Source organism: Rossellomorea vietnamensis, from assembly GCF_008180415.1.
In the GTDB taxonomy this organism is placed as follows: Bacteria; Bacillota; Bacilli; order Bacillales; family Bacillaceae_B; genus Rossellomorea; species Rossellomorea vietnamensis_C.
On the sequence record NZ_VTEI01000004.1, the window covers coordinates 228,285 to 254,036 of the forward strand.

Annotated in this window: 34 protein-coding genes and 1 pseudogene; 22 read left to right on the top strand and 13 right to left on the bottom strand. The window is 39.2% G+C overall.

What is annotated here, in order from left to right:
- Nucleotides 1–46 precede the first annotated feature (46 nt).
- Genes FZC78_RS10895 through FZC78_RS10910 form a run of 4 tightly spaced genes read left to right on the top strand, consistent with a single transcriptional unit; the run spans nucleotide 47 to nucleotide 1,691 of the window.
- Nucleotides 47–556 (top strand): hypothetical protein, encoded by a 510-nt coding sequence (locus tag FZC78_RS10895; protein ID WP_148939727.1) that lies wholly within the window; start codon nucleotides 47–49, stop codon nucleotides 554–556.
- Between the two features lie 20 nt (nucleotides 557–576).
- Nucleotides 577–972, top strand: coding sequence for a hypothetical protein (locus FZC78_RS10900; RefSeq protein ID WP_148939728.1), 396 nt, complete (start codon nucleotides 577–579; stop codon nucleotides 970–972).
- A gap of 36 nt (nucleotides 973–1,008) precedes the next feature.
- Nucleotides 1,009–1,344 (top strand): hypothetical protein, encoded by a 336-nt coding sequence (locus tag FZC78_RS10905; protein WP_252183587.1) that lies wholly within the window; start codon nucleotides 1,009–1,011, stop codon nucleotides 1,342–1,344.
- A 41-nt stretch (nucleotides 1,345–1,385) separates the two neighbouring features.
- Nucleotides 1,386–1,691 carry a nucleotide pyrophosphohydrolase gene (locus tag FZC78_RS10910; protein WP_148939730.1) on the top strand — a complete coding sequence of 102 codons (306 nt, stop codon included), beginning with the start codon at nucleotides 1,386–1,388 and terminating at the stop codon, nucleotides 1,689–1,691.
- Nucleotides 1,692–1,825: 134 nt separating this feature from the next.
- On the opposite strand, the gene FZC78_RS10915 is transcribed toward FZC78_RS10910, so the two are convergent.
- Nucleotides 1,826–2,023 carry a hypothetical protein gene (locus tag FZC78_RS10915; RefSeq protein WP_148939731.1) on the bottom strand — a complete coding sequence of 66 codons (198 nt, stop codon included), beginning with the start codon at nucleotides 2,021–2,023 and terminating at the stop codon, nucleotides 1,826–1,828.
- Nucleotides 2,024–2,230: 207 nt separating this feature from the next.
- Nucleotides 2,231–2,434: a hypothetical protein gene (locus FZC78_RS10920; RefSeq protein ID WP_148939732.1), complete on the bottom strand. Its 204-nt coding sequence runs from the start codon at nucleotides 2,432–2,434 to the stop codon at nucleotides 2,231–2,233.
- Between the two features lie 206 nt (nucleotides 2,435–2,640).
- Here FZC78_RS10920 and FZC78_RS10925 point away from each other — a divergent pair, with 206 nt between their 5' ends.
- The 7 genes from FZC78_RS10925 to FZC78_RS10950 all read left to right on the top strand — a co-directional run bounded on the left by FZC78_RS10925 (nucleotide 2,641) and on the right by FZC78_RS10950 (nucleotide 8,382).
- On the top strand, nucleotides 2,641–3,870 hold the full coding sequence (locus FZC78_RS10925; protein ID WP_148939733.1) for a GNAT family N-acetyltransferase: 1,230 nt from the start codon (nucleotides 2,641–2,643) through the stop codon (nucleotides 3,868–3,870).
- A 533-nt stretch (nucleotides 3,871–4,403) separates the two neighbouring features.
- Nucleotides 4,404–4,697, top strand: coding sequence for a nucleotide pyrophosphohydrolase (locus FZC78_RS23655; RefSeq protein ID WP_187444898.1), 294 nt, complete (start codon nucleotides 4,404–4,406; stop codon nucleotides 4,695–4,697).
- 206 nt (nucleotides 4,698–4,903) lie between these two features.
- A complete protein-coding gene (locus FZC78_RS10935; RefSeq protein ID WP_148939734.1) occupies nucleotides 4,904–5,431 on the top strand; it encodes a sigma-70 family RNA polymerase sigma factor in 528 nt (175 codons plus the stop codon).
- Nucleotides 5,424–6,074, top strand: a complete 651-nt coding sequence (locus tag FZC78_RS10940) for a DUF4367 domain-containing protein (RefSeq protein WP_148939735.1) — start codon at nucleotides 5,424–5,426, stop codon at nucleotides 6,072–6,074. The genes FZC78_RS10935 and FZC78_RS10940 overlap by 8 nt, the downstream gene beginning before the upstream one ends.
- 28 nt (nucleotides 6,075–6,102) lie before the next feature.
- Nucleotides 6,103–6,270, top strand: a complete 168-nt coding sequence (locus FZC78_RS23660; protein ID WP_187444899.1) for a hypothetical protein — start codon at nucleotides 6,103–6,105, stop codon at nucleotides 6,268–6,270.
- Nucleotides 6,271–7,063: 793 nt separating this feature from the next.
- Nucleotides 7,064–7,834 (top strand): muramidase family protein, encoded by a 771-nt coding sequence (locus FZC78_RS10945; protein ID WP_187444900.1) that lies wholly within the window; start codon nucleotides 7,064–7,066, stop codon nucleotides 7,832–7,834.
- A gap of 242 nt (nucleotides 7,835–8,076) precedes the next feature.
- Complete coding sequence (locus FZC78_RS10950) at nucleotides 8,077–8,382, top strand: nucleotide pyrophosphohydrolase (RefSeq protein ID WP_148939737.1); 306 nt, start codon at nucleotides 8,077–8,079, stop codon at nucleotides 8,380–8,382.
- Between the two features lie 344 nt (nucleotides 8,383–8,726).
- On the opposite strand, the gene FZC78_RS10960 is transcribed toward FZC78_RS10950, so the two are convergent.
- Both FZC78_RS10960 and FZC78_RS10965 read right to left on the bottom strand, forming a co-directional pair.
- Nucleotides 8,727–9,107, bottom strand: coding sequence for a hypothetical protein (locus tag FZC78_RS10960; protein ID WP_148939739.1), 381 nt, complete (start codon nucleotides 9,105–9,107; stop codon nucleotides 8,727–8,729).
- Between the two features lie 490 nt (nucleotides 9,108–9,597).
- Entirely contained in the window at nucleotides 9,598–10,086 is a 489-nt protein-coding gene (locus FZC78_RS10965) for a CBO0543 family protein (protein WP_148939740.1), read from the bottom strand.
- Between the two features lie 152 nt (nucleotides 10,087–10,238).
- Between FZC78_RS10965 and FZC78_RS24275 the strand changes: the two are divergent.
- From FZC78_RS24275 to FZC78_RS10995, 6 genes and pseudogenes are all read left to right on the top strand, one after another.
- Nucleotides 10,239–10,343: pseudogene (locus FZC78_RS24275) on the top strand (DNA-3-methyladenine glycosylase I); the annotation flags it as partial.
- A gap of 14 nt (nucleotides 10,344–10,357) precedes the next feature.
- On the top strand, nucleotides 10,358–10,672 hold the full coding sequence (locus FZC78_RS10975) for a MazG-like protein (RefSeq protein WP_148939742.1): 315 nt from the start codon (nucleotides 10,358–10,360) through the stop codon (nucleotides 10,670–10,672).
- A 21-nt stretch (nucleotides 10,673–10,693) separates the two neighbouring features.
- A complete protein-coding gene (locus FZC78_RS10980; protein WP_252183588.1) occupies nucleotides 10,694–10,867 on the top strand; it encodes an HTH domain-containing protein in 174 nt (57 codons plus the stop codon).
- 510 nt (nucleotides 10,868–11,377) lie between these two features.
- On the top strand, nucleotides 11,378–11,692 hold the full coding sequence (locus FZC78_RS10985; protein WP_148939743.1) for an ArsR/SmtB family transcription factor: 315 nt from the start codon (nucleotides 11,378–11,380) through the stop codon (nucleotides 11,690–11,692).
- 84 nt (nucleotides 11,693–11,776) lie between these two features.
- Nucleotides 11,777–12,205 (top strand): DMT family transporter, encoded by a 429-nt coding sequence (locus FZC78_RS10990; protein ID WP_148939744.1) that lies wholly within the window; start codon nucleotides 11,777–11,779, stop codon nucleotides 12,203–12,205.
- Nucleotides 12,206–12,217: 12 nt separating this feature from the next.
- Entirely contained in the window at nucleotides 12,218–12,676 is a 459-nt protein-coding gene (locus FZC78_RS10995) for a DMT family transporter (RefSeq protein ID WP_148939745.1), read from the top strand.
- A 390-nt stretch (nucleotides 12,677–13,066) separates the two neighbouring features.
- Here the strand turns inward: FZC78_RS10995 and FZC78_RS23665 are convergent, their stop codons facing one another.
- Entirely contained in the window at nucleotides 13,067–13,234 is a 168-nt protein-coding gene (locus tag FZC78_RS23665; RefSeq protein WP_187444901.1) for a hypothetical protein, read from the bottom strand.
- A 422-nt stretch (nucleotides 13,235–13,656) separates the two neighbouring features.
- Between FZC78_RS23665 and FZC78_RS11005 the strand changes: the two genes are divergently transcribed.
- From FZC78_RS11005 to FZC78_RS11015, 3 genes are all read left to right on the top strand, one after another.
- Nucleotides 13,657–14,157 carry a hypothetical protein gene (locus FZC78_RS11005; RefSeq protein ID WP_148939747.1) on the top strand — a complete coding sequence of 167 codons (501 nt, stop codon included), beginning with the start codon at nucleotides 13,657–13,659 and terminating at the stop codon, nucleotides 14,155–14,157.
- Nucleotides 14,158–14,279: 122 nt separating this feature from the next.
- Nucleotides 14,280–14,576, top strand: a complete 297-nt coding sequence (locus FZC78_RS11010; protein WP_148939748.1) for a hypothetical protein — start codon at nucleotides 14,280–14,282, stop codon at nucleotides 14,574–14,576.
- Between the two features lie 659 nt (nucleotides 14,577–15,235).
- On the top strand, nucleotides 15,236–15,724 hold the full coding sequence (locus FZC78_RS11015; protein ID WP_148939749.1) for an STAS domain-containing protein: 489 nt from the start codon (nucleotides 15,236–15,238) through the stop codon (nucleotides 15,722–15,724).
- Between the two features lie 170 nt (nucleotides 15,725–15,894).
- Here the strand turns inward: FZC78_RS11015 and FZC78_RS11020 are convergent, their stop codons facing one another.
- The 7 genes from FZC78_RS11020 to FZC78_RS11050 form a co-directional block, all read right to left on the bottom strand.
- The gene (locus FZC78_RS11020) at nucleotides 15,895–16,179 is read right to left on the bottom strand and encodes a hypothetical protein (protein WP_148939750.1); all 285 of its coding nucleotides are present in this window, start codon (nucleotides 16,177–16,179) and stop codon (nucleotides 15,895–15,897) included.
- 27 nt (nucleotides 16,180–16,206) lie between these two features.
- Nucleotides 16,207–16,623, bottom strand: a complete 417-nt coding sequence (locus FZC78_RS11025; protein WP_148939751.1) for a hypothetical protein — start codon at nucleotides 16,621–16,623, stop codon at nucleotides 16,207–16,209.
- 114 nt (nucleotides 16,624–16,737) lie between these two features.
- Nucleotides 16,738–16,914, bottom strand: coding sequence for a hypothetical protein (locus FZC78_RS11030; protein ID WP_187444902.1), 177 nt, complete (start codon nucleotides 16,912–16,914; stop codon nucleotides 16,738–16,740).
- A 593-nt stretch (nucleotides 16,915–17,507) separates the two neighbouring features.
- On the bottom strand, nucleotides 17,508–18,038 hold the full coding sequence (locus tag FZC78_RS11035; protein ID WP_148939753.1) for a hypothetical protein: 531 nt from the start codon (nucleotides 18,036–18,038) through the stop codon (nucleotides 17,508–17,510).
- Nucleotides 18,039–18,221: 183 nt separating this feature from the next.
- Nucleotides 18,222–18,611, bottom strand: coding sequence for a DUF4181 domain-containing protein (locus FZC78_RS11040; protein ID WP_148939754.1), 390 nt, complete (start codon nucleotides 18,609–18,611; stop codon nucleotides 18,222–18,224).
- Between the two features lie 338 nt (nucleotides 18,612–18,949).
- Nucleotides 18,950–19,357 (bottom strand): hypothetical protein, encoded by a 408-nt coding sequence (locus FZC78_RS11045; RefSeq protein WP_148939755.1) that lies wholly within the window; start codon nucleotides 19,355–19,357, stop codon nucleotides 18,950–18,952.
- 265 nt (nucleotides 19,358–19,622) lie between these two features.
- Nucleotides 19,623–19,874 (bottom strand): hypothetical protein, encoded by a 252-nt coding sequence (locus FZC78_RS11050; RefSeq protein ID WP_252183589.1) that lies wholly within the window; start codon nucleotides 19,872–19,874, stop codon nucleotides 19,623–19,625.
- 714 nt (nucleotides 19,875–20,588) lie between these two features.
- On the opposite strand from FZC78_RS11050, the gene FZC78_RS11055 reads away from it, so the two are divergent.
- Nucleotides 20,589–22,067 (top strand): phytoene desaturase family protein, encoded by a 1,479-nt coding sequence (locus FZC78_RS11055; RefSeq protein WP_187444903.1) that lies wholly within the window; start codon nucleotides 20,589–20,591, stop codon nucleotides 22,065–22,067.
- Between the two features lie 627 nt (nucleotides 22,068–22,694).
- Entirely contained in the window at nucleotides 22,695–24,125 is a 1,431-nt protein-coding gene (aspA, locus tag FZC78_RS11060) for an aspartate ammonia-lyase (protein ID WP_148939757.1), read from the top strand.
- A gap of 897 nt (nucleotides 24,126–25,022) precedes the next feature.
- Here the strand turns inward: aspA and FZC78_RS11065 are convergent.
- Entirely contained in the window at nucleotides 25,023–25,571 is a 549-nt protein-coding gene (locus FZC78_RS11065; RefSeq protein WP_148939758.1) for a CBO0543 family protein, read from the bottom strand.
- Nucleotides 25,572–25,752 lie beyond the last annotated feature (181 nt).

Below are 25,752 nucleotides of genomic sequence, written 5' to 3' on the forward strand. Positions count from 1 at the left end.
AACATAGTTAGGGTTGAAATCGTGCAGACGAACAGAGGAGGGCCACATGCTTAAGAAATTCCTAGAACTCTCAAACCTTGAAACAACGATTAGCTTAAGACAGAAAGAATTATTGGAGTTAGAAGAAAAGATAGAGGAAAAGAAGCGGCTGCTGAAACAGTTAAGCCGGAAAGTCCGCAAGTATGAAGAATATAACGTTGCTGAAGAAGAGGTTGCCGTAACAGCAGCAGTGGAAGCTGAGCCTGTCAGTGAGAAGAAGGTAGGAGTAATCGCCAGAACGGATTTAGTAAGACTGCTGGAGAGTGGGCGTGTTCCACAATCCGTGATAGAGCGTCTGAAGGATCAAAGATATTCAAAAGATACCTTTGACCTAAATTTTCCTATGCTCAAGGAGATAACAGACATGGGGAAGATTGATGAGCTAAAGAAGGATCATACTGGGCGGAGCCGTTATTATGCGAAGCCTATAACGATACAGGGGAAGAAGTATCTGCTTTGTTCCCAATGGTTTGATTGGAGTAAGACGAGGTTGATTCGGTGGATTGGGAAGTATTAGAAAAATAGAGGAGGATGAACATGGAAGCATTAGATTGGGATTCAGATCAATACAAATTATTTTCTACTACAAATATTGAAAACAGAGTGAATGCGGATAAGTTGTTTTTACGGTTTCTGATAGAAGTGGAAAAGAGTAAAGTAGATCCACGCAAGGTTTTCACTATTAAAGAAATCATGATGTTTATACCTAGAAAAAATTCAGGGATAAAAAACTATACTACATACGGTTTTTCATTTATGAGTATGCTGAGCACCCAAAAGAATCGTGACTACTTCATATTTGAAAATCCAGGAGTCAGAGACGAGTTCACATCTCAATGTCAAAATAGATTAAGAGATAATTTTTATTGGAAGAAGCATTCCATGGGTCAAAGAGTAAGGATCAACCCCAAATACTTAACCAATTTAGAGTAGAATGAAGAAGTAATCCATACCAAGGAGATGATGATGGTGGAAGAACTAGTGAAAATCTTTAAATTACATAATTTCGACGTGATACACGAAACCACTAAAGCAATAGAGTTTGAGAACATAGACACAAAGGAATTGGTGTACTTGATGCCTAACAAGGAAATATCCCTGGCATTAAACCCGGAGACTGTAGAAAGTTCAATATTGCTAAAACATATGACGAAAGGTTTCACTCATAGTACAGCTTTAAAGAACTTTCCTAAAAGAAAAAATACCGGGGAAACGCCAATCCCGTATGGGTATGGTTATAAATTTCAATCTGCTGAAGAACTATCCTTATTTTTGAGAGAGTTTAACTTACTTATTGCTGAATAACTCATAAAGATTAACCTATTTAGGAAGTAGAGGAGAAACCCATGCAAAACCTAACAAAAGAAATACTAAGATTCCGAGACGACCGAGGCTGGAATCAGGACCACCGGGAAAAAGACCTGGCAATATCCATCGTCCTTGAAGCGAGTGAGCTGCTGGAGAACTTCCAATGGAAAACAAGTGAAGAGGCTGCCGTGGATACCAGGCAGAATATCAAAGAAGAAATGGCCGATGTGCTGATTTATTTAGTCCAGTTGGCTGATTCACTGGATGTTGATTTAGAGGAAGAGGTTTATAAGAAGCTTGAGAAAAATAATATTAAGTACCCCGTAAAGGCAGAAAATCGATAGAAACGAAGCCTATCCAGCGAGCCCTATAGGATGGAGATGTGGATAGAATTTAAGATTCCATTTTAAACATGTGACTATTTCAACTATTATAAAAAGCTTGGTATGTTTCCCAAGCTTTTTACCTTTCATCTCATCTAGTTATCTTTACCTTTTTTAAATCCCTCATACTCTCCCCAAACTAAATAAACTATTCCTGCAATTAGCGAGAGTAAGCTGGCGTTACTAAGGGTGTCCCCAACATCTGCTTGCCACATGGCTTCAGTTATGTATTTAATTGATATTAAAACTGTTGATATGGCGAAAAAGGATATCCCCACACTTCGTCTGCCCATATGTAATCACTCTCCTAAGATCTTTTTATAATCACGGTTGATCCTCAATATCCATTAAAGCTTTCATTTCTTCGTCAGGTATTTCTTTCACATTCAGGACATGCAGTTTTTTTGTGCCTGGTGAAGTTTCGATTAATATATTTTTATCTTCGTATTTTAATAGGGTAAACTGTTTAATTTCAGACGGGGAATCCCCACTATCTTTTATTAGGTGGAATTCTTCTTCCGTAAAGTTGCCTTGGTACTTTCATAAACAATCTCTTGAGCTTCATTAAAGTCATCAGCAAACGCAAAATGCTGGTACAGCTCAAGCGAGTTTATGGGAGTATAAAATACTTCATAATACGTTATGGCAAGGGGGATTAACATAACCAGGAAAATTAATAATGTTCTTTCTTTCGTTAAATTCATTTAATCCCTCCCAATGTCTCCTATTATCTTAGGCTTAGTAAGATGATTATGTAAAGGGGATAAGGATAGGAAAGTTCCCCTTGGTTTTCAGCTTCTTTTGTCCCCAAAATCTGGTTTGGTGAATAAATCCTTTGAAAATTATGTTAATGTGGTTAGATGAAGAAATCACCATTTTTTTGAATTAGTATGTGTTTTAGGAGGATTGGATGGAAAAACAAATCAGAAAGATAGTCGGGAAGGATTATGTGAAGTTTTGCAAGCTCGCCAATTCAGCATTTCCAGGGTTGAATGCTGATAAATGGCTGGAAGACCACATTGAAGAAACAACCAAAGAGCATTTATTTGGTGTGTTCAAAGGCGATGATGTGGTAGCGGGAATGAGAACATTTGATTTTGAAGTGAACTATTCGTCTACACCGATCCGTGCAGGAGGAGTCGGTATGCTGGCCGTTGATATGCTTCATAAAAAAGAGGGGAATGCCTCTCAGCTGCTGCAGTATTTTCTTCGGATGAATGAAGAGGCAAATGTCAATCTTGTCATGTTACACCCGTTTAAAGTAAGTTTTTATAAAAAAATGGGGTTTGGGATCGGCACAAAGAATTATCAGTTTTACATAAGTCCCGGAGAATTCCCTGACTATAAAGAAAAGGGGCACTTAGTAGAATTAGGTGTGGAAGATAGAGAGCAGGTTCTTGATTGTTACAACAGGGTCTATTCGCGAACACACGGAATGACGAGAAGGTTTCCTTTTGAAAGGGAATTGAACCGGCCATTTTGGTCTGGAAAGGTAATCGGTTATGTCGACGAGGGAAACGTGAAAGGCTATGTTGTGTACAGCATTGAAGAGAAAGATTTAATGATTCACGAACTTTTCTTTGAGTCGCCGCAAGTCCTGAGGGAAATTTCAACCTTTCTGCACAGCCAGTCAGATCAAATCAAACGGGTGATACTGAACTCTAATTCGGATGAACTTTTACATTTTGTAAACTCACCAGAAAGCGGGGAAACGACCATGGTTGACTTTCCATCCGCCACTGACAATAAACACGCAGCAAATGCAGGAATCGGGGTCATGTACAGGATCATCAATTGTGTTAACTTCTTTAAGGACCTAGAAGAGAAGAATCATCAGTTCAATCCTGGCGTTACACTGGCCGTTAAGCTTTCCATTCACGATGGATTCTACCCGTCCAATTCTTTGCCATTTATAGTAACTTTTGAAAATGGAAAAATCGCCGAGGTAAAAGAGAAAAGTTCTTATGATGTGGAAATAAAAATGAATATTGCAGAGTTTTCTTCGATGGTAATGGGAGTGGAAAATGCTCATTTCTTTTTAAGGTGGGGACTGATGGAAATCTCAGATGAACGTTATAGTACAGTGATCAATTCAATTTTTCAAATGGATCGAAAGCCTGTTATGGTAAAAGCTTTTTGATGATCTTGTCAATTTAAACTTTGCCGTTACTGTAGAACATTAAAAGTTATCGATTTTTTTTTAATATACTGCCTTTAACTAAAAAAAACGCCACTTCGGCGTCATAAAAAAACAACAAACTTTACTTCTTGAGGCAGATTACTCGTTGATACGATTTCTTTCTTTTCTTAATGTTTAAAGGAACATGCGGGAGTTACTTTACTTTTTTCTGAAATATAGTACCAATAGTAAAACTAACAAAACAATAATTACAAAAGGTGCAAAGCCTAATAAAACTACGGGTAACAAGTTATCATTCATATTCGTATCCACATTCAAAAAAAATCACTACCTTTTAATATACTGAATAACCATCTTTGCCCAAATATAATGATAACCTATAATCAATCAAGGACAAGAGGTACCTTGTCCTTGATTGATTTTTTCCTGGGACAGTTCACCTGTCCTTCCGAAGACAGTGAAATACATAGACTTTAACCAAGTGATGGCTTGTAGAAGAAAGAAAATGCCACTAGAAAGTAGGAACATAAACCATGCAAAACCTAACAAAAGAAATCCTGAAATTCCGAGACGACCGAGGCTGGAATCACGACCACAGGGAAAAGGACCTCGCGATATCCATCGTCCTTGAAGCGAGTGAGCTGCTGGAGAACTTCCAATGGAAAACGAGTGAAGAGGCTGCAGCGGACACCAGGCAGAATATTAAAGAAGAAATGGCGGATGTGCTGATCTATTTAGTCCAGATGGCTGATTCACTGGATGTGGATCTAGAGGAAGAAGTGTATAAGAAGCTTGAGAAGAATAATGTTAAGTATCCAGTAAAGTAAGAAAGTTAATAGAAAATATGGCTTGCTCCCTTGCACACTAATAATAAAGGTGCTTGGGAACAGGCTTATTTTACGGAAGAAACCAATCCAGCAAAAGTATCTCTTCTTAAGGTTCTCCTCGCCCACAAAGAAGAAATGTAAAATAATGCAAACTTTTTTTGCCTGGGAGTCGTCAGTATATATGAAGGGAAGAAAGGTGGGTAATAATGGGTGATGCCTTTAAAGATAACCTCCTTGAAGAAGCTATGGACGACTTTGGTAATGAGGTGCTGTACATCGTTTATACCTATGTCAAAGATTATTCATTGGCGGAGGATATAACTCAGGAAGTGTTTATAAAAGCTTACAGCAAGATGGATACTTTTCGAGGAGAGTCTTCTTTGAAAACGTGGATCATAAATATTGCTGTGAATCATTGTAAAGATTACTTCAAAAGATGGGAAACCAGAAAGCTCCTTATAACCAATAAGATTAATCAGTATGTTAAGGGGAGCAGTAAGTCGATTGATTCCATTGTAGTAGAGAAAGAACGGCACAGTGAAGTAGTTGAAAAGGTTCTTGAGCTGCCTGTTAAGTACAGAGAAGTGTTAATTCTTTATTATTTTGAAGGGTTGAAGCTAACAGAAATCGCCGAATGCTTAGATACAAACATTAATACTGTTAAGACCAGGTTGGTTAAGTCTAAAAAGCTCTTGAGTAAGAAGTACCCAACAAGGGGTGAGTATTTTGGATGAAAAAGAACTCGAAAGCCTAAGAAAAACAATGAGAGCTGAATTCCCTGACGAATTTCAATTTAATAATAGAATGAAGGAAAAGGTGAAAAAAGAGATAAGGAAGGATAGTGGAATGGCCCCAAAAAAGAAATCGATTTTAGGTCCTGCCTTTAGTGCAGTATTTGTGTTAGGTGCACTAGCTTTGTTTATTTTTATAGGTGGGCAAGAACTGGGGTTTATAGGAGAAAATAATGCTTCTTATAACGAGATGTTCACTTATGAACCAACAGAAGAAATTAGTGAAATAAATGAAGAATTTAAAATTCCTACTAAATTTCCGTTCGAAGTCACAGGCTCTTTCGCATCAACTCCGCCTACACAAAACCAGAAGGGAAAAAGATATACTATAGATTTTGTTAGCAGTAATGGTCAGCAGTTAACGCTGAAAGTAACAAGTAATGAAGTAATTTATACAGACGACTTGGAGAGGGAGGAAGTAAGATCGGGTGACTTCACTGGAGAATATGTTGTTAATGAAAACAACGTACAAATCTTAACGTGGGATGATGATAATAACCATTATTCCTTAGGCTATATGTCCGAAAATCAAGAAAGCAGCCTGACGAAAGAAGATTTAATTAACGTAGCTAAGTCTGCGAAATGAAAATTAAACCAATAGGGAGATGAGTGCAATGATATGGTTGTGCGTTGGAATAATTAGTATTTCTGTACTAGTTGGCATTTTAAGAGCCTTATTTAAAACAAATAATAAAAACGATTGGGATCGTAATGAGAGCGAGAGAGTTACTCAAGAAAAGGATAGGGCTAGAGCAAATAATTGGTTTGGTGGAGGGATGTAAGTTTGGGAGGTTGGATTATTTTCGTAACGGGTTCGGTTTAGAAGTAGAAAAGTGGAATTAACACTATATTTAGGATACTAATTCGCATATGAATTGGTATCCCCTTTTTTGCTTATATATAAGGGTTTACCGATTTAAACATATGATTTAGCGAGCGAATTCGAATACAAATCAGCAAGTATCTGATAAACAACAGACACCTGCTATTTGGTATGTTAATTACAATGTTAAATTGAAATATAAAAAGGTCAGCAGCTATCACCTCTGACCCAACAGTTTATTCAATTCCAATTAAAGCCCTCGTTAGCTTAACTTAGTTTTCGTTTAAAATATCGTTTTAAACGAGGAACAATATCTGTCTCTCAAATTAACACTCTTTCTGTTGAATTGGTTGATTAATAGTTCTGTTTTTAAAAGGGCGCGCTGAGCAATCAGCCGCTCTTTATTTACGTAACGAAGGACAAGAGGGACAGTACCTTGTCCCTAATTATTTTTTCGTGGGATAGTTCACTGATCCTCTGTCCCGAAGGTGGTTCTTATCAGTGCTCTTATTGCTGTTGGTTTCACTTTATTAGCTAGCCTGCTGTTTCCAACAAGTGATTTAACCTGGGCATTGATTGCCGTAATATTTGCTTCATTCTTCTGGTCTTTTCTCGGCTCGCTGAAGACAGAGAGACGTGAATATAGTAAAAGATAAACTAGTAATTTGAGAAATTTATAAATTTCATGTTTTATAAAACGATTACATGGTACATAACAAATGAAAGCACTTTTAAAGGAGGAGTTAAATATTTTGAAGAAATCCACTAAATTTTTAGCACCGGCTTTAGCTGCAGGAATGGTTTTTGGAGCGGGAAGTGCATCAGCAAACAGTCATACCGTAACAGTAGATTCCGGAGACACATTATGGGGAATCGCTCAAAATCACGAAGGCGTTTCCGTTGAAGATTTAAAGAACTGGAACCCTGGAGTTGATGCAAGAAGCCTATCTATCGGTAGTGAACTCGTTGTGAGCAGCAGTTCAGCGCCCGATGATTATGAAGGCGACCGTGCTAACGAAGAATTCCACACAGTACAACCAGGAGAAACTCTTATTTCCATTGCTAACCTTCACGAAGGCGTAACATTAGATGACTTATATAATTGGAACCCTGGAATCGACCCTTATTCACTTCAACTCGGATCAGAAGTCCGAGTGATTCCTGCTGACGACTCTACTGACGGATCAAACGACACTAGCGAGGAAGTATTCCATTCAGTCCAGCAAGGTGAGACCCTTACTTCAATCGCTAACCTTCATAAGAATGTGACTCTGGATGAATTATATGATTGGAATCCAGGTATCGATCCTCGTAGCCTTCAGATTGGCTCAGAGGTAAGAGTAAGCCCAGGTAATGGTGATAGCGACAGCTCTGTTGAAAAATATCACACAGTGCAACCAGGCGAAACGCTTATTTCTATCGCCAACCTTCATGAAGGTCTAACACTTGAAGAACTATATGATCTTAACCCTGGAATCGACCCTTATACTCTGCAAATCGGCTCAGAAGTAAAGGTTCAGTAATTATATACCAAAACGGCGTGCTGATGATTAGCGCGCCGTTTTTTATTGAGACTTTGTTAGATTGGGCCTCATCATTTGCGATATTAAAAACTAGGAAAAGAGGGACAGGTACCTTGTCCCTGATTAATTTTTTTCTGGGACAGTTCACCTGTCCTTCCGAAGACAGTGAAATACATACATTTTAACCAAGTGATAGCTTGTGGAAGAAAGAAAAATGCCACTAGAAAGTAGGAAGATAAACCATGCAAAACCTCAAAAAAGAAATCCTGAAATTCAGAGACGACCGCGGCTGGAATCACAACCACCGGGAAAAGGACCTCGCGATATCCATCGTCCTTGAAGCAAGTGAACTGCTGGAGAACTTTCAATGGAAAACGAGTAAAGAGGCTGCTGCGGATACCAGGCAGAATATCAAGGAAGAAATGGCCGATGTGCTGATTTATTTAGTACAGCTGGCTGACTCACTGGATGTGGATTTAGAGGATGAAGTGTATAAGAAGCTTGAAAAGAACAATCTTAAGTATCCTGTAAAGGCAGAAAATCGATAGAAACGAAGTCTGTCCAGCGAGCTCTATAGAAAGAAGATGTGGCATTATAAACAGATGAACAATTCAACTAGATAACAAAAAGCTTGGTATGTTTTCCAAGCTTTTTACCTTTCATCTAGTTATCCTTACCTTTTTTAAATTCCTCATACTCTCCCCAAACTAAATAAATTATCCCTGCAATTAGCGAGAGTAAGCTAGCGTTACTAAGCGTGTCTCCAACATCAGCTTGCCACATGGCTTCACTAATATATTTAATTGAGATTAACACGGTTGATATGGCGAAAAAGGATATCCCCGCACTTCGTCTGCCCATATGTAATCACTCTCCCAAGATCTTTTTATAATCACGGTTGATCCTCAATATCCATTAAAGCTTTCATTTCTTCGTCAGGTATCTCTTTCACATTCAGGACATGCAGCTTTTTTGTGCCTGGTGAAGTTTCGATTAATATATTTTTATCTTCGTATTTTAATAGGGTAAACTGTTTAATTTCAGACGGGGAATCCCCACTATCTTTTATTAGTTGGAATTCTTCTTCCGTAAAGTTCCCTTGGTACTCTTCATAAACAATCTCTTGAGCTTCATTAAAGTCATCAGCAAACGCAAAATGCTGGTATAGCTCAAGCGAGTCCTTGGGAGTATAAAATACTTCATAATACGTTATGGCAAGGGGGATTAACATAACCAGGAAAATTAATAATGTTCTTTCTTTCGTTAAATTCATATAATCCCTCCCAATGTCTCCTTTTATCTTAGGCTTAGTCAGATGACTATGTAAAGAGAATAGGGAAATATCGGTGCCTGACCCTCGGCGTGCAACTTATAACGTCATGCCGGTAAATCTCTTTAGTGGTTGAATACAGCCAAGAGATTTTACCACTCTTGCGATCGTTTCACCACTTTACGCCAAGGAATTAACAAGGCTGCGCCAACACATTTACAGATAGAAGTATGTCAACGGTTTTGAAGTGAAAAAGCCTAATTCTCCTTATCTTATCGAGGAATTAGGCATAGGTTTTCTTGGGCTTTACTAATTATGATTTAGTATTTTCAATTGAATAGTATCGTTCGTTGTACTGTGCAGCAATTTGTTCTGGTGTTCCTCGTATTTTTCATTCAGTATGCAGGGGGCCATTATTGATACAAGGGAATACGACGGGCTCTTTGTGCTACCGCTATTTCGGTAGCTGACCAAGCATGATAATACATATTCTTTAATTAATTTGATTATCTAATTTCCTTACAACCCCAATTACCGTTCTTGTTAATAGTGATTTAAAAATTAGACCCAAAAAAGTATGATACCATTTCCATTTTCTGCTCCATTCAATTAAATTCGTATTTTTCTCTGCCCAAAGTTCAATTAAAAAAGGTGGTATAGTAATGAAAATGAGTTTATAGATAATTAAGGGAATTTTATCCTTTTGTGTCATCTGATTATACAGAATGGTGAAAGTTGGATATAGAAAGAAATCAAACAGTATATGAGTGTCAAATGATTTCGAAAATAAACGTCCTGGATACTTCACTATTTTATGTTTTGATAATATATTATCAATTAAACCGTTGGTAGCGGCATTAAACAAATACACGATTATCCAATCTTTTACTGGAGGCTTTCTGATAAGTAGAGGAATGAGTATCACTAAATTTATAATTAGTGTAATTTGTAAGAGTTTCTTCTGAGTTTTATTTTGCTTCACAACAAACATCCTTTTATGATTAAAGTTCTTGTTAGGATGCTCATTCTTATAGTAAATTATGAATTCATAGGTCTCCGTTATGTCATTAGGGACAAGAGGTACCTTGTCCCTAATTATTTTTTCCTGGGACAGTTCATTGTCCCTTTGTCTCGGGTTTCAAATTTGTTGATCCTGTTATGATATACTCCTTTATGCAAGCGATTGGCATGGTGGATGACCATGTGACATGCTATCCGTACCACACTTTTAACAAGGAAAGGAAGATGGAAAAATGGATTTTAACAACGCAGTTAATCGTTCGTTACGCATTAGAAAAGCCTACCACCAGCTTGAGGAAAAATATCATGGCTCAGAATGGGGAGTAGAGGAAGATGCCCTTGCATTTCTTACCGATGCAGCACTTGTTGGAAGATTAGCAATGGCTCACCAAGAAAGATGGCCGACAGGGACTGATCCAGAATTGGACTTAGAGCATAAGATCGCGGAGTCTTTTTGGTGGCTGATGGTTTTGGCCGAGCGAATGGGCATTGACAGTGAACAAGCAATGGAGAAGTTTTTAAAGAAAAAAGAAGAACAATTCTTGTAAAGCGAAGTGGTAGGATTTCACATGACCATTAACCGGCATTCTGAAATCATTTATCGCTTATTGGATAGAAAAGTGTTTACTGCTAAGAAATTGGCCGAGCATTTTAAAGTTTCCACAATAATGATCTATAGAGATGTGGATGTGGAATCCCTATCTATGCTAATAAGGGCAGAGGCGGAGGGATTTCTCTATTAGAGGGGTACAATTAGTGCAATTTGTGGGAAACCTATGCCCTAATTCCTCGTTAAAGATAGGGAGGATCAGGCTTTTTTACTCCAAGACCGTGGACATTCTTCTATGGTAAATGTATTGGCGAAGCCTGGTATATCCTTTGGCGCAAAGTGGTACAAAAGAAAACCGTATCAGCAATAATAACTCTTCTTGTGGTTTTTCCTATTATATCAGCTGCCATCATCTCAGTTTTGCTTAGTTTTTCCACAGCAGATTTCACTAAATGAACTTGCTCACACAGAAGCAATGAAAATAAGTCGTGCGCCTGGACCTGGAGGGGAAATCCATTACTTTTAAATAGCCACAATCTATGCGAAGACAGCCTTTAAGTTCCAATCAGCTGAAGAGTTTTCATAATTTTTAAGAGAACTGAATTTACTAACGGCTTTGCAGCATGCTTGATTTTAAGCCGGCAGGAATGTATTCACTCCTGCTGATTGACATATCGAAAAAACTCGATATATAATATGGACTATGGAACCAATCGATGTATTCAAAGCGTTATCCAATCAAACCAGACTAAATATCTTAAAGTGGCTGAAGGAACCGGAGAAGCACTTTCCTAAGCAAGGCGCCCACCTTCCCAGGGAGGTAAGTTATAAAGGGGGAGTGTGCGTAGGGGATATTCAAGAAAAAGCGGCAGCTTCTCAATCTACGGTCTCTCACTACTTAACCATGATGCAGAAAGCGGGGCTTCTTGAATCGGTCCGTTACGGCCAGTGGACGTATTATCGAAGGAATGAAGAAGCCATTCGCCAGTTTGCTGAATATCTTGGAACAGAAATCTGAGATGGTGGATTTCTGTTTTTTTTACGTTAATATATCGATTTTTCTAGATATTTAAAAATAAAGAAATCAGGAGGGATTTATTCCATGCGTTACATTTCATATATATTAGCACTGCTAGCAGGCGCAGCGCTTAGTTTTGAAGGAGCGATTTACGGTGAGCTCGGGAAGTCGATCGGAAAGCTCGAAACCAGTTTTTATAATTTCTTTGTGGGCTCCATCATTCTCGGTTTGTTATGGCTGTTCTTTGGGAAGGGTAAGCTTTCTCATGCTGCCGAAGCCCCTAAATGGACGATGCTTGGCGGTGTCCTTGGGGTTATCTATTTAACTTCCATAGTGATTAGTGTTCCGTTTGTTGGCGTCGGGATCACGATGGTGGCCGTCATTATCGGCCAGTTGGTCATGAGCATGGTGGTAGAACATTACGGCTGGCTTGGAAGTAAGAAATATCGAATCAATAAAGAAAAAATATTTGCGGTGGTTTCGATGATTATTGCACTTGTTTTAGTTTACTAGGAGGTATGAAAATTGGGTATATTCATGATTTTATTCACCTTTTTAGGTGGTCTTACATTAAGCGCACAGTCGGCTATTAATGGTACATTCAGCCGTAAAGCGGGAACGATCGAGACGACACTCTTAACTTTTCTGACGGGAACCATGTTTCTAGCTATTTTCATTCTCTTTTTCGGTCAGGGAAATGTGCTTGCGATAGTGGAAGTGCCTAAGTGGCAGCTGAGCGCCGTCTTTTTAGGCGTGATGTTCTTGCTCTTTATTATCGCGGCCGTTCCTGAAATCGGGGTGATTGCAGCCAATATCACCGTCATCATTGGGCAGCTTGTAATCGGAGTCGTTATTGATCATTTCGGCTGGTTCAATAGTTTAGTGATTCCTTTGGATATGAAACGTTCCGCTGCGCTGGTGTTCATGATGATCGCGCTGTATTTCATTTATAAAGGAAATAAACGCTCCAGTGAAGAGGTTTAGGGGATTTGCCGGCCAGGTGCAAGACCTGACCATGTAAAGCCTGTTTAATTATCCTGGACTTCAATTCTATGAGTCACTTGGATTTGTAAACACAGGCGAGTTGTTAGAAGAAAGAGAAGTATAAAAGCAAGACCGTAACCATCAATATCCAGCGATATTTTACTAAGGTAAAATAATGTAATAAGGTTTTTTATGGGGGTATGATTAAGTGGATTTTATCACTGCTTATTGTAGTCGGTGTCGGGACTATTGTGGGTTTTTTAAAAGAACAATCACAACAAAATAAAAGAATTATTGAGCTGCTAGAGGAGATAAATCAAAATAATAAGTAACAAGGAGGCAATAACTGAAGACCAGTTAATGATGTCGTCTTGTTCAACAAAGGGAAGCTCATCCGGAATAAGGATGAGCTTCTTTTTTTGTTTCATTTTCTTGAGTAATACTCCGGATTTTGAAATAATTGGTATTAAGATAGAGAAACAGGTTTGTAAAAAAGAGTACCTTATCAAGAACCGCAGCAGACGATAAAATTCCTAATAAGGTTAAAGTGAGTCCCATTATAAACCTCCTAGTAGAATACTGTAGGTTCTCAGCCTTAAAGTTTTGAAACCTTATTCTTTTGGCAATCGTCATACCACTGCATGGGATTGTTCATCACGTGTACAAAATTTACATTGGGGAGGTGGTTGGTTGTGGAGATCATGATAGGGGTTTTCATTGCGGTTTTGCTGCTTTTTTTCTCTTCTTTGGAACTTTGGTATGCGCCAGATAATAGTTCATTATTTAAGAACTTTAGAAAGAAACTAATGATTATTCTTCCGTTGTTTTTATTATCTTTTGTTCTCTATTCTTTCTTTCTTGCGTGATTATCTGTTTAATTGCTGATCGGTTTTTCTCAAAAAAGCAGCTTCTTTGACTGACAATCTTCACCTTAAGAAATTTAAGGTAGGTGCTAAGGCAGCTAGAAGGGAGATGGTGGATTGAAAAATATAATTCTTATTGTTCTGTTTCTGTTTCCACTTCTGATTGTCGGCTGTAACAGTCCTGAAACGATGGAAGATGTCTTTCATGATGAAATGAAAAATAATAAAGATGTTGACGAATACAAGGTAGTAGAGAAAGTGCAAGAAGATAATATTATTATTTTTACTTCCCATACAGAAGATGATGTTTACAACAATCACCATCCAAAACTTGCACACTTTACAAAATCTGATGACAAATGGTTATGGAAAAGAACCAATGTATGTCCTTTAGATGAATGGAGTGGCTATCTGGATGGAGAGTCGCATTTATGGTGTGGAACTTTAACTGAACCAAGACATGAGAAAGTTATTGTCGGCGATGAAGAAACGAAAATGGTCGAAATGGACGATGGTGTTAAAAGGGTTTGGTATCACTTTGGTAAAAACACTAACGTAGATATTAAAGTGATAGTAACAAATGGTACCAAAGAATGGCTTAAAGAAGCGGAAAATTAATTTTACACAATAAATGGGGCATTTGTTAATATGCAGCCGCCCTTTGTTCAGTAAAGAGTCAGCATAGTTGAACAAGAAATTCGGCAATGGAGTTTATTTGTTACTGAAAGGAGATGTATTCTATGAACTTTCTTTTATTCATTTTATCGATTTTTGTTTTGTTGTTCGCCTTGAGAAAGGTCTCTATGATTAAATATTCCAAAAGACATTCTGTTTTTAAAGATGTTCAGCAAAATGCAAAATCATTATTATGGGGAGTTTTAGTGATTTCAGCAATTATATTTATTCCTTATCAAATTTGGGTTTTAACTGGAGAGCCGCAAACCTTTGGTGCAGTATATATTATCGGCGGAACGGCTCTTTTAACAATAGCTCTAAGTTTTATTTTTTATTATAAAAGCGCAGTGAAATATAACTAACCGTTTCGTTTGCCGATCAAGCAGCCGCCCTTTACTCAAGTAAAGGGAGGATAGTTTATTAAAACAGAATTTAAAAGAGACGAGATAATATTATATGGGGGTTTGGTTATGTGGATAGGAATAGTCCTAGCTTTTATCGGCGGAGCTTTAACGCTTTGGTTGGGGGTTTTGGGGTATAGTTATTACAAATATTATGCTGGGGTTTTTAACTGGAAAATTTCTTAATTACTATTTGAACTATGTGGACGAAAACATACAATAGCGATTCTGCTAACGAGGTCTTTAATCGAAGAAAATTGAATAAAGACATAAGAACCCCAATCCATTAGATCTGGATTTGCTACTGTTAAATGCAATAATCTTCTGCTATTTTGGATATGATATGGAAGTCCACCCATAACGAACCCCCTTCCCATCGTGTAACAACTCCTTAAGCTGAGAATTCAATCCAGCATCTTCTCATGTTGAATTCACCAACACGGTAAAGATTGGATAACGCAGGGCAGGAGCTGATATTAAAGGGGACCCCAACCCCGGAATCCTCTAGCTGTGATTCAATGGAAAAGCCGTCTCTTTTACAAAGAGTGATATTGCTTACCCACAATTCCCTGTCAAAATGGTATACTAGTCCTAACTAAGTTTTAAGAGGTGTAAATGAAATGAGCGAGTCACAAACTCCCGAAGAGGAAATTCGTCAACTGAGGGAAAGAGTAGAGGAATGCGAAAAGCTGATCGATGAACTTTCAACTCCGATTATTCCTTCCATTATTCCTGAAACGATGCTGGTTCCGTTAACAGGGTCGTTGAATGAGAAACGGTTGGATAATATTCAAAAGAAAGTTTTGTTCAGCATCCAAAAACAAAAGGCAGACACGGTCCTGATTGATTTTACGGGAATCAGCCATTTAGAGGTTGAAGAACTCGGCCTGCAAAACTTGATCTATCGAATCAGCGAGCTTCAGGCTGGATTGAACCTAATGGGCGTGGAAACAATCTTCGTCGGATTCAAACCGAACTTCGCTCATGAAATGGTCATCTCCGGAGTCGATACAACCAAGTTCATCACACACGCAACCTTCCGCGACGGACTGAAGTATTTAATGAGTAAAAAAGGGCTCGAGTTCATAGAAACCGAACCAGCGAAGTAAAGAGGGACCATTATCTTTCAGAGATGATGGTTTTTTTGTTATTTGAATTATTTAAGCGGGCCAACTTAGAATGGTGCAAGATTAAATAGCATGGTTTAATTAGGTAGTGTTTTAACCAGTATGAGTTTTATCCGTACCTCTAAGCTGGTTACTCAAAGAGGTGCAGATCCTTAATTAAGAATTCCCTCGATGTAAAGCACGATCTCTGGTAATAAAACGAATAGAGCAATCAAGCCTAGAACTGTGATTAGGAATATCCAACCTTTTTTAAGCTTTAACTGTGCATACATGGATATTAGTACAAGGATGTTATAAATGGCAATAGCAGTGAACCAAACTTCATGTGTTCTATTTGGGTCTGGTGCAGAAATATTAAATACTGCGCCCAAACCAATAATTGTTGCCACAAGGAAAATGAAAACGTGTATCGTTATGACTGTTTTTTTAAACATCATTTTCTCTCCTTTCGTGGAGGGCAGCTGCTAAACTGACCTATGAAGCCTTTCTGGGTTTTTCCAAACAGATACGAGCAAGTAAATCAAATTAATAAGCGCAAGAGCACTCGGGACGTAAATGCTGACATTACTTAAACGAGCATATTCAGCACTATAATATTCAGCCCCGGCCGCGTACCAGAATTTGTTCAGCCAGCCAAAAATAGCAATAGAACCGAAAATCCCCAGTGATAATAAGTAGAATCCTTTAGATTTTGTTAATAGTGTTCCGATTAGAACAATGATACCGGAGACAATAAAAAATCTCTGAGCCAATGCAGACTCTTCAGGGGTAAAATTAACGGGGATGTCTGAGGTGATTAACATCCGGTAGGCAAAAGCAAGGAACCAAAGTGCTGTACCTATCCCAAACAAAATAAATCCTGTGATGTTTCTCCAATTCATAATATCCGCCCTTTTATATTCATGTTTCCATATGACGAGTTTCACATACTTATAGTTTCATAACACAATAAAGTGATCTACCGTGTTTCAATTAGGCACCTTTTTAACAAATAATCACAGGCTTTGAAAAAGCATAATGGTTATAACGAATGCAGATAGGGATCCGGCAGACAGTAATGTGATCATTTTTCTCCAGTCTATTTCTTTTGAAGGTTTTACAGCCTCTCTAGATACCATAACCCATACAGCCATTGATACTATAACTAAGATGAAAGTGATTTCTTTAGACACATAAGCCGCCTCCATAAAATAAAATCCATCTTCATACCAGGATATCTAACAATCGCTGAAGTAACGAAAGGAGGGGGATGCTATCCAGCAAACACCCTCACTATAAGGGAACTATATAAAGAAAACGCCTGAGAGCGATAAGATGAAACAAACAAAGAAAAAAGCGAAGTGTTTCATTTGCTTCTGCTTTTTGCAACCTCAACACCTCCTTGAACTGTTGTGAACAGAAAATTCTCATAATTCACTATCCTTATTTTGTTACAGTGAAAACTCATCACTTCAATCAGCTTAAGGTTTATTTGGAATTTCTAAGATTTAAGATTTTATATAGATGGAACACGGTACCTAAAACCACTATTACAATCGTAATGCTCAATAAAATTGGACTACTCCAAAATTCATCATTATTAAACAGCACAAAAGTTACAATTCCCCAAAAAACTACCAAAGATATAATTCTATTTGTTATTTCTGATTTAAACATTTACTTACACTCCTATTAATTTGAATGCTGACATTTAATTGAACAATCCTCTGGGGGAGCGGCTTGTTGTTCAGCAAACGCCTACGTTTGTTTAAGAAGAGAACCCTTTTTAATTGCTTGAAGAAGATATTGGAGTCATTGAGTTAGCGATAGTTTCCAATTGTACTAATGTAATTTCCTCGCCTCTTGATAATATAGATAGCGTATGGAATGCCTGATTGTCTTTCGTCCAAATAATTGTTTTATTGTCTTCATTATCTTTTCGTATCTTCGCTTCGATGCCACTATCTAATTTAATCGTTTCTGCCCCATTCTTATCAAAGTTATCAAGGCCTTCTAAATAGGAAGTTGTGAAATGCACGACAATTTTATCGGTTTTTTCTTCAGCAACAGAAACATAATCTAAGGCTGTAAGGATTACCTTTCCATCGGACGTTTCATCTTTATGATAGCTTGGTTTCTCTACTTTGAATGGAAACTCGGTAGGAACAATCATTTTTTCTTGAATTTCCTCAGGCAATTCATTTACTTGGTCAAAAAATGCCTGCGGATACTCATCAATAGGTAACTCATAATTAGTTTGGTTAGTACAAGCTGCCATCGATAAAGTTAATAACAAAATACTTGGCAGTTTCTTCATAGTAAATCTCCCCCTTTAAAACTTAATAAATTGTGAAGCATGTCAGTAACCTGCCCTATACATGAACAAAGGGCAGCTGCTTGTTCAGCAAATGCCAACTTTAATAGAAAAGGCCTCTATATCGAATAGCGATATTTATAAGAAATTTAATTCTTTCATTTCACAGCTTAATGAATGAAGAAATTAGAGCTGAAGCACAATTATGACTGCTATTGTTCCTAGAAACATCTCAGTTATCGTTAAAATTGCTTGTTTTGGGTGTGCACTATATTTCCACTCAAAAAATAACCTTACCGAATAATCCAAGACAAGAAAAAGGATTATTCCACAAGCAAATAAGTAGATGTTTTCCTCAAAATATTTCAACTGAATAAAAACAAGGACTCCCAAAGTAACTGAAGAAATATTTCTTATCCATTTGTCAATTTTTCTGTGTAAATCATTTATATAATTATAGGAAATGAACCCTTTTTTTACTTTTTCAATTTTAAAAACCTTTCTTAAAATAAACTGAACCATTGAAATAATTACAGAAGCTATAACGATGATTACACCTAATTTAATCCAAAACATAAAGTATTCCCCCCATTTGACGATTACCACATTTCTATTTTGGGAATTCGGAAATTCTGTTAACCTCCCCTATAAATAAACAGAGGGGCAGCTGCTTGTTCAGCAAATGCCCCCCTTTAACAGAACAACGCTTATACCTGAAGCGAGTGGAAAGCATCCTGAAAAACTTCAACTCAAATGAACTGTGCCTATTTTTTATCTTTACCAAATTTCAGTTCTTCTTATTTTAAGGCATTCTCAAGCTTTTCATATTGGCCCTTATGATATTGAATACCCGTGATTACGCCTTCCTCATCAGTTTGTATATTGCCGTTATAATTGTAAATGTACCACTTTCATCACTTTCTTTTTTTCGTATAGGATACTTCAGCAGCAAAGGTGTAGTAGTCCTCGTCTTCTTCAAGTGTGATTTCCTCTGTTGCCAAAACATAATCAGGGTAAGCAAATCTCAAGAATTGAATAGCGCCATTAGAATTGATGAAACCCTCTAAAAGACTTTCGCTCATATAAGGCTCGAAATTATTTTGATAGTACTCAGAAATACTTTCGCTTCTTCTTTCCAAATCTTCAACTTTTCCCGAAAAAGCCTCCTCATACTCCTCGGTTGGTCCAGTAAACGCATTTTCTAGGAAAGCTTCAATGTTTTGTTCAGCAGCACTTTGGGTTCCGGCATCTTCTGAGTTGTCCCCTGAGGTTTCGGAGTTTGTGCAGCCTGTGGCTAAAAGCAGAATTCCCACTAATATCAAGGGCTGAACGTGTTTTTTGATGCTGCTAATTTTGTATCACCCTTTCAATTATTCTTATACGCTATTCTACGATACAGGACGACAAATAGTTTCAAAGTTATTCCAATTCTGTAATGTCTTTGCCTAATGTTAGTGAATATCAAGGTACACCCCTATACGATTCGGCTGACCTGCCCCTTTACTTGAATAAAGGACGGCTGCTTGTTCAGCAAACGCCAATAAGAGAGGAAATCACCAGGTAAGCGTACTATTGTCCGTTCTTCTTTTACTGTTCGCTTTCCTGTCCAGGGGGGTATTGATCATTGAATTCTTTTATTGCTTGCCTCCTTGTAAGCATAAAAAATACAATGCTCCCTATGACACAACCTGCTGCATACAAATCATTTATATTTAGAGTCGCGTCGGTCCAATTAGTAAATCCAAAACGAAAGGCTGCCAGATAAAGAAAAAACCAAGCAGGTATAAATAATATGTTTACTCTCCAAGAATACTTAAAAAAATTCTGCATCCACCACATATACAATCCTCCTTAAAACCATAAATGAATTTCCCAGAGGTTTTAACTTGCTGATTGAATCATTTGAAAATTTCTGATTAATTTTATTTTAGAGTCCTAATGTTACGTTATCCTGCCCCTTTAATGGAACATTGCATCAACTTCAGTTTACCATAAATTTTCCAATAAGTCTGATGGTTTTGTTAGCCCTTTACCTTACAAATTAGGGTAGATTAGTATCATACGAGAGCCCTAAAATCTGTGCGTCGCTGAACGGCCGCTTCCGCTTTTGCTTCACCGCCCTCCTGGAGCAGAAATCCACTACTTTAAAAATATCCCTTATCGAAAACAGCTTTAAAACATGTAGCTCATTTTGATTGGAATTTTCCGGAATAAGTGCTTATATTAAACCCAGCCAGGGCTGGGGGACAAACTAAAGTTGGTTGATTTTTTTTTGAAAAACTGCCACGACATTGGAGGATGTTGATAGAAAGGGGAAGCTGATTTAAAAATGTACCAATAAAATCATAAACCTGCCCTKGGATGGTAAGATTAGCTGGAAAACGTACCATCAAAATCAGGAATCTGCGTTGAGTTGGCACGATTAGCTGGGAAACGTACCATTAAAAATAGAAATGGGCGTTGGTATGGTACGAATAACTTGGGAGCACACCAATAAAAAGGAAAATGGCCGTTGAGATGGTACAATTACTCAAAAAGACTGGAGGTGCCGCCATGTCAAAGTCTGTCTGTGTCATTGGCGCGGGTGTCGGAGGACTGACCGCCGCTGCTTACTTAGCGAAGGAAGGCTGTAAGGTGACGGTCATTGAAAAATCGACGACAGTTGGAGGCTCGGCGGGGTGGTATTTCCGGAACGGCCGGAAGTTTCCGACGGGAGCAACCATTGCGTTTGGCTTAGAGGAGCATGGGTTGTTAAAGACTGTTTTGGATGATCTGTACATCGACCTGCCGGCAGCGGACCTGCTGCATCCGATGGATATTATTTTACCGCAGGAAAAGGTCTCGGTGTATAAAAGCACGGAGCTGTGGGAGGAAGAGCTGAAACGTGCTTTTCATGAGAGAAGCGGGAATGTGTTGAAGTTCTGGAGAGCTCTTCAGAGAATCGGCGATGATGTTCAGGCCGTCACCGAAAGCCGGGTTTCGCTGCCTATCAGAAGGCTCTATGAATTAGGAAATCTGCCGCAGCATGCGTTAAAGCATCCGGCATCAGTCTTGCGCCTTGCCCGGTATGCGCTGTTGTCGGTAGAAGATCTCATGAAAAAGTATGGTCTTCAATCGTATCAGCCGCTGCGCCAGCTTCTGGATGCACAGCTTTTAGATGCGGTGCAGACGGATGTGACGAAAGCGGCACTGCTTCCATCCAGTTTCGCTTTGACGATTTACCGGAGGGGCAGTTTCGCCATTCAGGATGGGCTCGGCCGGCTTGCGAAAGCATTGGCGAGCCGGGTAAAGGAGCTGGGCGGGGAGGTTGTGAAGGTCTCTCCCGTAGAAAACCTCACTTATGATATAAGCAGGAAGCAATGGAATGTCACCAGCCGGAAGCGCACCTCTTCCTTTGATTACATTGTCAATAATTCAGGCATCTCCTTTGGGCCGGGTACCAGCTATGGAGCAGACGATGAGTTTTCTTGGGGAGCCTTCAGAGTGGACGCCATTCTTTCTAATGAAGTGAGGCGGGGATCCTTAGAGGGAGTGGAATTTCCCTTTGCTTATCAAATCGTTCCCCATTTTGACTTCTCTTCGCTGGTCAAGAATACGCATGGACCGGTTTATGCAACTTTTCATAGCACCCAGGACATGAAGGGGAATCTTGTTGAAGGTGAAGTGACGATGACCGTTTCGCTGCACACGCATCCTAATATCTGGTCGACGTATTCAGAGGAGAAGTACAAGGAACTGAAGGAGCGGCTGAAGGAAGAAATTCTGAATGAGATCGATAGAGTCATCCCTGTTAGGAAGAATCTTCTTTTTGCAGAGACAGGAACGCCTTTGACTTATGAGCGCTACATCGGAAAGACGGCAGTCGGCGGTTTTCCTTTGACAGTGAAAAATGCGGTCCTGAAACCGAAAAGCGTACGTTCTTCCCTGCCGCAATTGTATATTGTCGGAGAGCAGGTGTTTCCTGGTCCCGGAACGCTGTCGTCGACTCTCAGCGGTTATTATGCTGCTAGGAGTATCATGAAAGAGAGGTGAATGGATTTCGCCTCTTCTTTCTTTATAAGGTAAGAAAGTATAGAATCTTTCGTTCGAAAAATTAGAAAGCGTTTCTGAATCCAGCTCCAAGGCCCCAGCGGCTAGCGTACTGCCCATCCTCTCCTTGCGAATCCAGTTCCGAGGTCCCAACGGCTAGCAAATTTCGGTCTCTCTCCTTGCGATAAGTCATCATCAACTCACTTTGTTCGTTGTGATTCCTTTATCTCATACGAGAGCCCTACAATCTGTACGCCGCTGACCGGGACCTCTCCACTTTATAAGATAAGTATCATCGAATCACTTCGTTCTTCGTGATTCCTTTATCTCATGCGAGGCGGTACAGTCCGTACGCCGCTGAGCGGGGCCTTTCCGCTTTTTATTGAATCCAGTTCCAGCGCCCTAGGGTCCGTACCCACTGGAACGGACTTAGCCCCTCGGGATCAAATAACCCCCGGAGAATAAAAGGAAAAACCGCCTTTTTTTCTCCGGGGAACATTTGCCTGTCGGGGCTAAAAGGGGAGCTTGCGCTTTTTTAGGTTAGTGAAGCAATGTCAGACATGCTATTATAGAAAAGGATACAAACAGCCATCATATAAAAGAGAGACTAACCAAAGGAGACACAGCCAAATGTCAGTCACAGTAAACAAACACCGAGTGGAACGAGATTTCCTCGGATCTAAAGAAGTACCCGAACATGCTTATTATGGAATTCAGACGCTGCGTGCGGTGGAGAATTTTCCGATCACAGGCTATAAGATTCACCCGGAATTGATCAAGGCAATGGCCATGGTGAAAAAAGCGGCTGCACAAGCGAATGTGGATGTCGGCAGGCTTTATTCTGGGATCGGCGAAGCCATCGTGAAAGCGGCGGATGAAATGATCGATGGACAATGGCATGATCAGGTTCTTGTAGATCCAATCCAGGGAGGCGCCGGGACATCGTTCAACATGAACATTAATGAGATCCTTGCCAACCGTGCACTGGAATTCATGGGAAAAGAGAAAGGGGCGTACGGTCACTGCAGCCCGAACAGCCATGTCAATATGTCACAATCAACAAATGACGCCTTTCCGACAGCCATGCACATTTCGATCTTGAACCTGCTCGATCAGCTGATTCCGACGATGGAAAAGATGCACGAGGCATTCAGTGCTAAAGCCCAGGAATTCAGCCATATCATCAAAATGGGACGCACCCACCTGCAGGACGCAGTTCCGATCAGGCTCGGCCAGGAATTCGAAGCGTACAGCCGAGTGATTGCAAGAGATATTAAGCGTATAGAGCGGACCAGGGAGCATCTCTATGAGTTGAACATGGGAGCGACGGCCGTAGGGACAGGCCTCAATGCGTTTCCGAAATATATCGAGCTTGTCGTGCCTTACCTGGCAGAAATCAGCGGCCTTCCGTTCACAGGCGCTGAACATCTGGTGGATGCTACACAAAACACGGATGCTTACACAGAAGTATCCAGCACGCTGAAGATCTCTATGGTGAATATGTCTAAAATCGCGAATGACCTGCGCTTGATGGCTTCAGGACCAAGAGCCGGCCTGGGTGAGATTTCCCTTCCATCAAGGCAGCCGGGTTCATCCATCATGCCTGGAAAAGTGAATCCGGTCATGCCGGAACTTATAAACCAGGTGGCTTTCCAGGTCATCGGAAATGACCACACCATCTCCATGGCGTCCGAAGCCGGGCAGATGGAATTGAACGTTATGGAGCCTGTGCTGATCTTCAACCTTCTTCAATCCATCAGCATCATGAACAATGCCTTTGATACGTTTACAGAGAACTGTGTAAAGGGCATCGAGGCAAACGAAGAGAGAATGAAGACTTATGTGGAGAAGAGTGTCGGGATCATCACGGCCGTCAACCCGCATATCGGCTACGAAGTCGCTTCACGGATCGCAAGGGAAGCCATCTTGAACGGCGAGCCAATCAGAGAGCTGTGCTTGAGGTACGATGTCCTGACGGAAGAAGAGCTTGATTTGATTCTGGATCCTTATGAAATGACGAACCCGGGTATTGCGGGAGCGGCTTTGTTTGATAGAGAATAGGCAGGTACAAAAGTGGAGCTGTTTTTCAGCTCTGCTTTTTTTATGGAGAAACCGTCTAAATGGGAAGCCATTTTTGAATCAGCAGCATGCCCAGTTGGTTTACTGGGCGGGTAAAAACTAGACTATAGACGCAAAAAAATAAGGGAAGAAAATACTCTTATTTAAAAAACAGCATCAAAAACAGCGTAAATAGAGGTAAAAACTTCCCTTATTCACTTAAAAAGCGAGAAAAAAGCGCATTTTTCATTACTTAAGGGAAAAAAGTTCCCTTATTTATCCGAAATCGAGTTCCTTTTTACAAATAAGGGAACAATATTCCCTTATTTCAGAGAAAGTCACTTCTAGCCTGGAACATGAATTAAAATGCTAATAGAACTATTGAATGTAACTATAGACGCAAAAAATAAGGGAAGAAAATACTCTTATTTAAAAAACAGCATCAAAAACAGCGTAAATAGAGGTAAAAACTTCCCTTATTCACTTAAAAAGCGAGAAAAAAGCGCATTTTTCATTACTTAAGGGAAAAAAGTTCCCTTATTTATCCGAAATCGAGTTCCTTTTTGCAAATAAGGGAAAAATATTCCCTTATTTTAGAGAGGGTTCACTTCTATCTTGGGACATGAATCAAAATGCTAATAGAACTATTGAATGTAACTATAGACGCAAAAAATAAGGGAAGAAAATACCTTTATTTAAAAAACAGCACCAAAAACAGCGTAAATAGAGGTAAAAACTTCCCTTATTCACTTAAAAAGCGAGAAAAAAGCGTGTTTTTTCCGCCTTAAGGGAAAAAAGTTCTCTTATTTATCCTAAATCGAGTTCCTTTTTGTATTTAAGGGAAAAATATTCCCTTATTACAGAGAAAGTCACTTCTAGCCTGGGACATGAATTAAACCCTTATTTACCCTTACTTTTTAATAAAACCTTTTCAAGAATAAATTTAATCACGACGGCCTTTAATATATAGATTGGCAAGGAATAGGAGTACTTCCAATTGGTTAATTCATAAATATTGATTTTTACAAAGAAAGGTTCAGCTATGTAGGAGTTGAAAAGTGCCATAATGAAATTCGCCCATAGAAAGGGCTTCCACTTTGTGAAGTATTGATAAAGCAGCATATGCATTACAGGAAGGACGCTGATATCTATAGGGTTCAGCCGCGGGATAATGTTAATGAGTTTAATGGGATAATTCCAGAGATCCAACTCACTTCCAATATCATCTAAATAGATAATAAGGATAGACATTAGCGCCCCAAAGAGCCATATTTGCTTGATCCTTCCTTTGTCCACCAGGAACCACCAAGCAATCCAGGGAAGTATAAAGAGGCTCAGTAAAAACCACCATTGGGGAGTCAGAAAATCCTCATGAATAAAGTTTTCCAGCCGCAGCTCTGTCAACTGAGTATCAAGTTTATTTATATCGTCTTTGGTTGGGTAGCTCATAATAACCGTCCTTATCACAAATATACTTCTATTTTCTCCTTAAAGGGGCCGTTATATGTTCGGTTTGGTAAATCAAGATGAAAGAGCGGCAGGGTTCGGTTTGTGCCAGATATTTCAGAGTGTAAGTTAATGTCGATAGTGAAAATGAGATAAAGAGTTCTGTTTTAGGTGCTCAAACTCA

Excerpts from the sequence above, each read along its gene's own strand:
- FZC78_RS11035 (WP_148939753.1), bottom strand. The coding sequence starts at position 18,038 with ATGAAGAAACTGCCAAGTATTTTGTTATTAACTTTATCGATGGCAGCT.
- FZC78_RS11055 (WP_187444903.1), top strand. The coding sequence starts at position 20,589 with ATGTCAAAGTCTGTCTGTGTCATTGGCGCGGGTGTCGGAGGACTGACC.
- FZC78_RS10990 (WP_148939744.1), top strand. The coding sequence starts at position 11,777 with ATGCGTTACATTTCATATATATTAGCACTGCTAGCAGGCGCAGCGCTT.
- FZC78_RS10925 (WP_148939733.1), top strand. The coding sequence starts at position 2,641 with ATGGAAAAACAAATCAGAAAGATAGTCGGGAAGGATTATGTGAAGTTT.
- FZC78_RS10975 (WP_148939742.1), top strand. The coding sequence starts at position 10,358 with ATGGATTTTAACAACGCAGTTAATCGTTCGTTACGCATTAGAAAAGCC.
- FZC78_RS10950 (WP_148939737.1), top strand. The coding sequence starts at position 8,077 with ATGCAAAACCTCAAAAAAGAAATCCTGAAATTCAGAGACGACCGCGGC.
- FZC78_RS10985 (WP_148939743.1), top strand. The coding sequence starts at position 11,378 with ATGGAACCAATCGATGTATTCAAAGCGTTATCCAATCAAACCAGACTA.
- FZC78_RS10920 (WP_148939732.1), bottom strand. The coding sequence starts at position 2,434 with ATGAATTTAACGAAAGAAAGAACATTATTAATTTTCCTGGTTATGTTA.
- FZC78_RS10915 (WP_148939731.1), bottom strand. The coding sequence starts at position 2,023 with ATGGGCAGACGAAGTGTGGGGATATCCTTTTTCGCCATATCAACAGTT.
- FZC78_RS11025 (WP_148939751.1), bottom strand. The coding sequence starts at position 16,623 with ATGAATTGGAGAAACATCACAGGATTTATTTTGTTTGGGATAGGTACA.
- FZC78_RS11010 (WP_148939748.1), top strand. The coding sequence starts at position 14,280 with ATGAACTTTCTTTTATTCATTTTATCGATTTTTGTTTTGTTGTTCGCC.
- FZC78_RS10900 (WP_148939728.1), top strand. The coding sequence starts at position 577 with ATGGAAGCATTAGATTGGGATTCAGATCAATACAAATTATTTTCTACT.
- FZC78_RS23665 (WP_187444901.1), bottom strand. The coding sequence starts at position 13,234 with ATGGGACTCACTTTAACCTTATTAGGAATTTTATCGTCTGCTGCGGTT.
- FZC78_RS10980 (WP_252183588.1), top strand. The coding sequence starts at position 10,694 with ATGACCATTAACCGGCATTCTGAAATCATTTATCGCTTATTGGATAGA.
- FZC78_RS11065 (WP_148939758.1), bottom strand. The coding sequence starts at position 25,571 with ATGAGCTACCCAACCAAAGACGATATAAATAAACTTGATACTCAGTTG.
- FZC78_RS23655 (WP_187444898.1), top strand. The coding sequence starts at position 4,404 with ATGCAAAACCTAACAAAAGAAATCCTGAAATTCCGAGACGACCGAGGC.
- FZC78_RS23660 (WP_187444899.1), top strand. The coding sequence starts at position 6,103 with ATGATATGGTTGTGCGTTGGAATAATTAGTATTTCTGTACTAGTTGGC.
- FZC78_RS10910 (WP_148939730.1), top strand. The coding sequence starts at position 1,386 with ATGCAAAACCTAACAAAAGAAATACTAAGATTCCGAGACGACCGAGGC.
- FZC78_RS11020 (WP_148939750.1), bottom strand. The coding sequence starts at position 16,179 with ATGATGTTTAAAAAAACAGTCATAACGATACACGTTTTCATTTTCCTT.
- FZC78_RS11015 (WP_148939749.1), top strand. The coding sequence starts at position 15,236 with ATGAGCGAGTCACAAACTCCCGAAGAGGAAATTCGTCAACTGAGGGAA.
- aspA (WP_148939757.1), top strand. The coding sequence starts at position 22,695 with ATGTCAGTCACAGTAAACAAACACCGAGTGGAACGAGATTTCCTCGGA.
- FZC78_RS10895 (WP_148939727.1), top strand. The coding sequence starts at position 47 with ATGCTTAAGAAATTCCTAGAACTCTCAAACCTTGAAACAACGATTAGC.
- FZC78_RS10960 (WP_148939739.1), bottom strand. The coding sequence starts at position 9,107 with ATGAATTTAACGAAAGAAAGAACATTATTAATTTTCCTGGTTATGTTA.
- FZC78_RS10935 (WP_148939734.1), top strand. The coding sequence starts at position 4,904 with ATGGGTGATGCCTTTAAAGATAACCTCCTTGAAGAAGCTATGGACGAC.
- FZC78_RS11050 (WP_252183589.1), bottom strand. The coding sequence starts at position 19,874 with ATGTGGTGGATGCAGAATTTTTTTAAGTATTCTTGGAGAGTAAACATA.
- FZC78_RS11040 (WP_148939754.1), bottom strand. The coding sequence starts at position 18,611 with ATGTTTTGGATTAAATTAGGTGTAATCATCGTTATAGCTTCTGTAATT.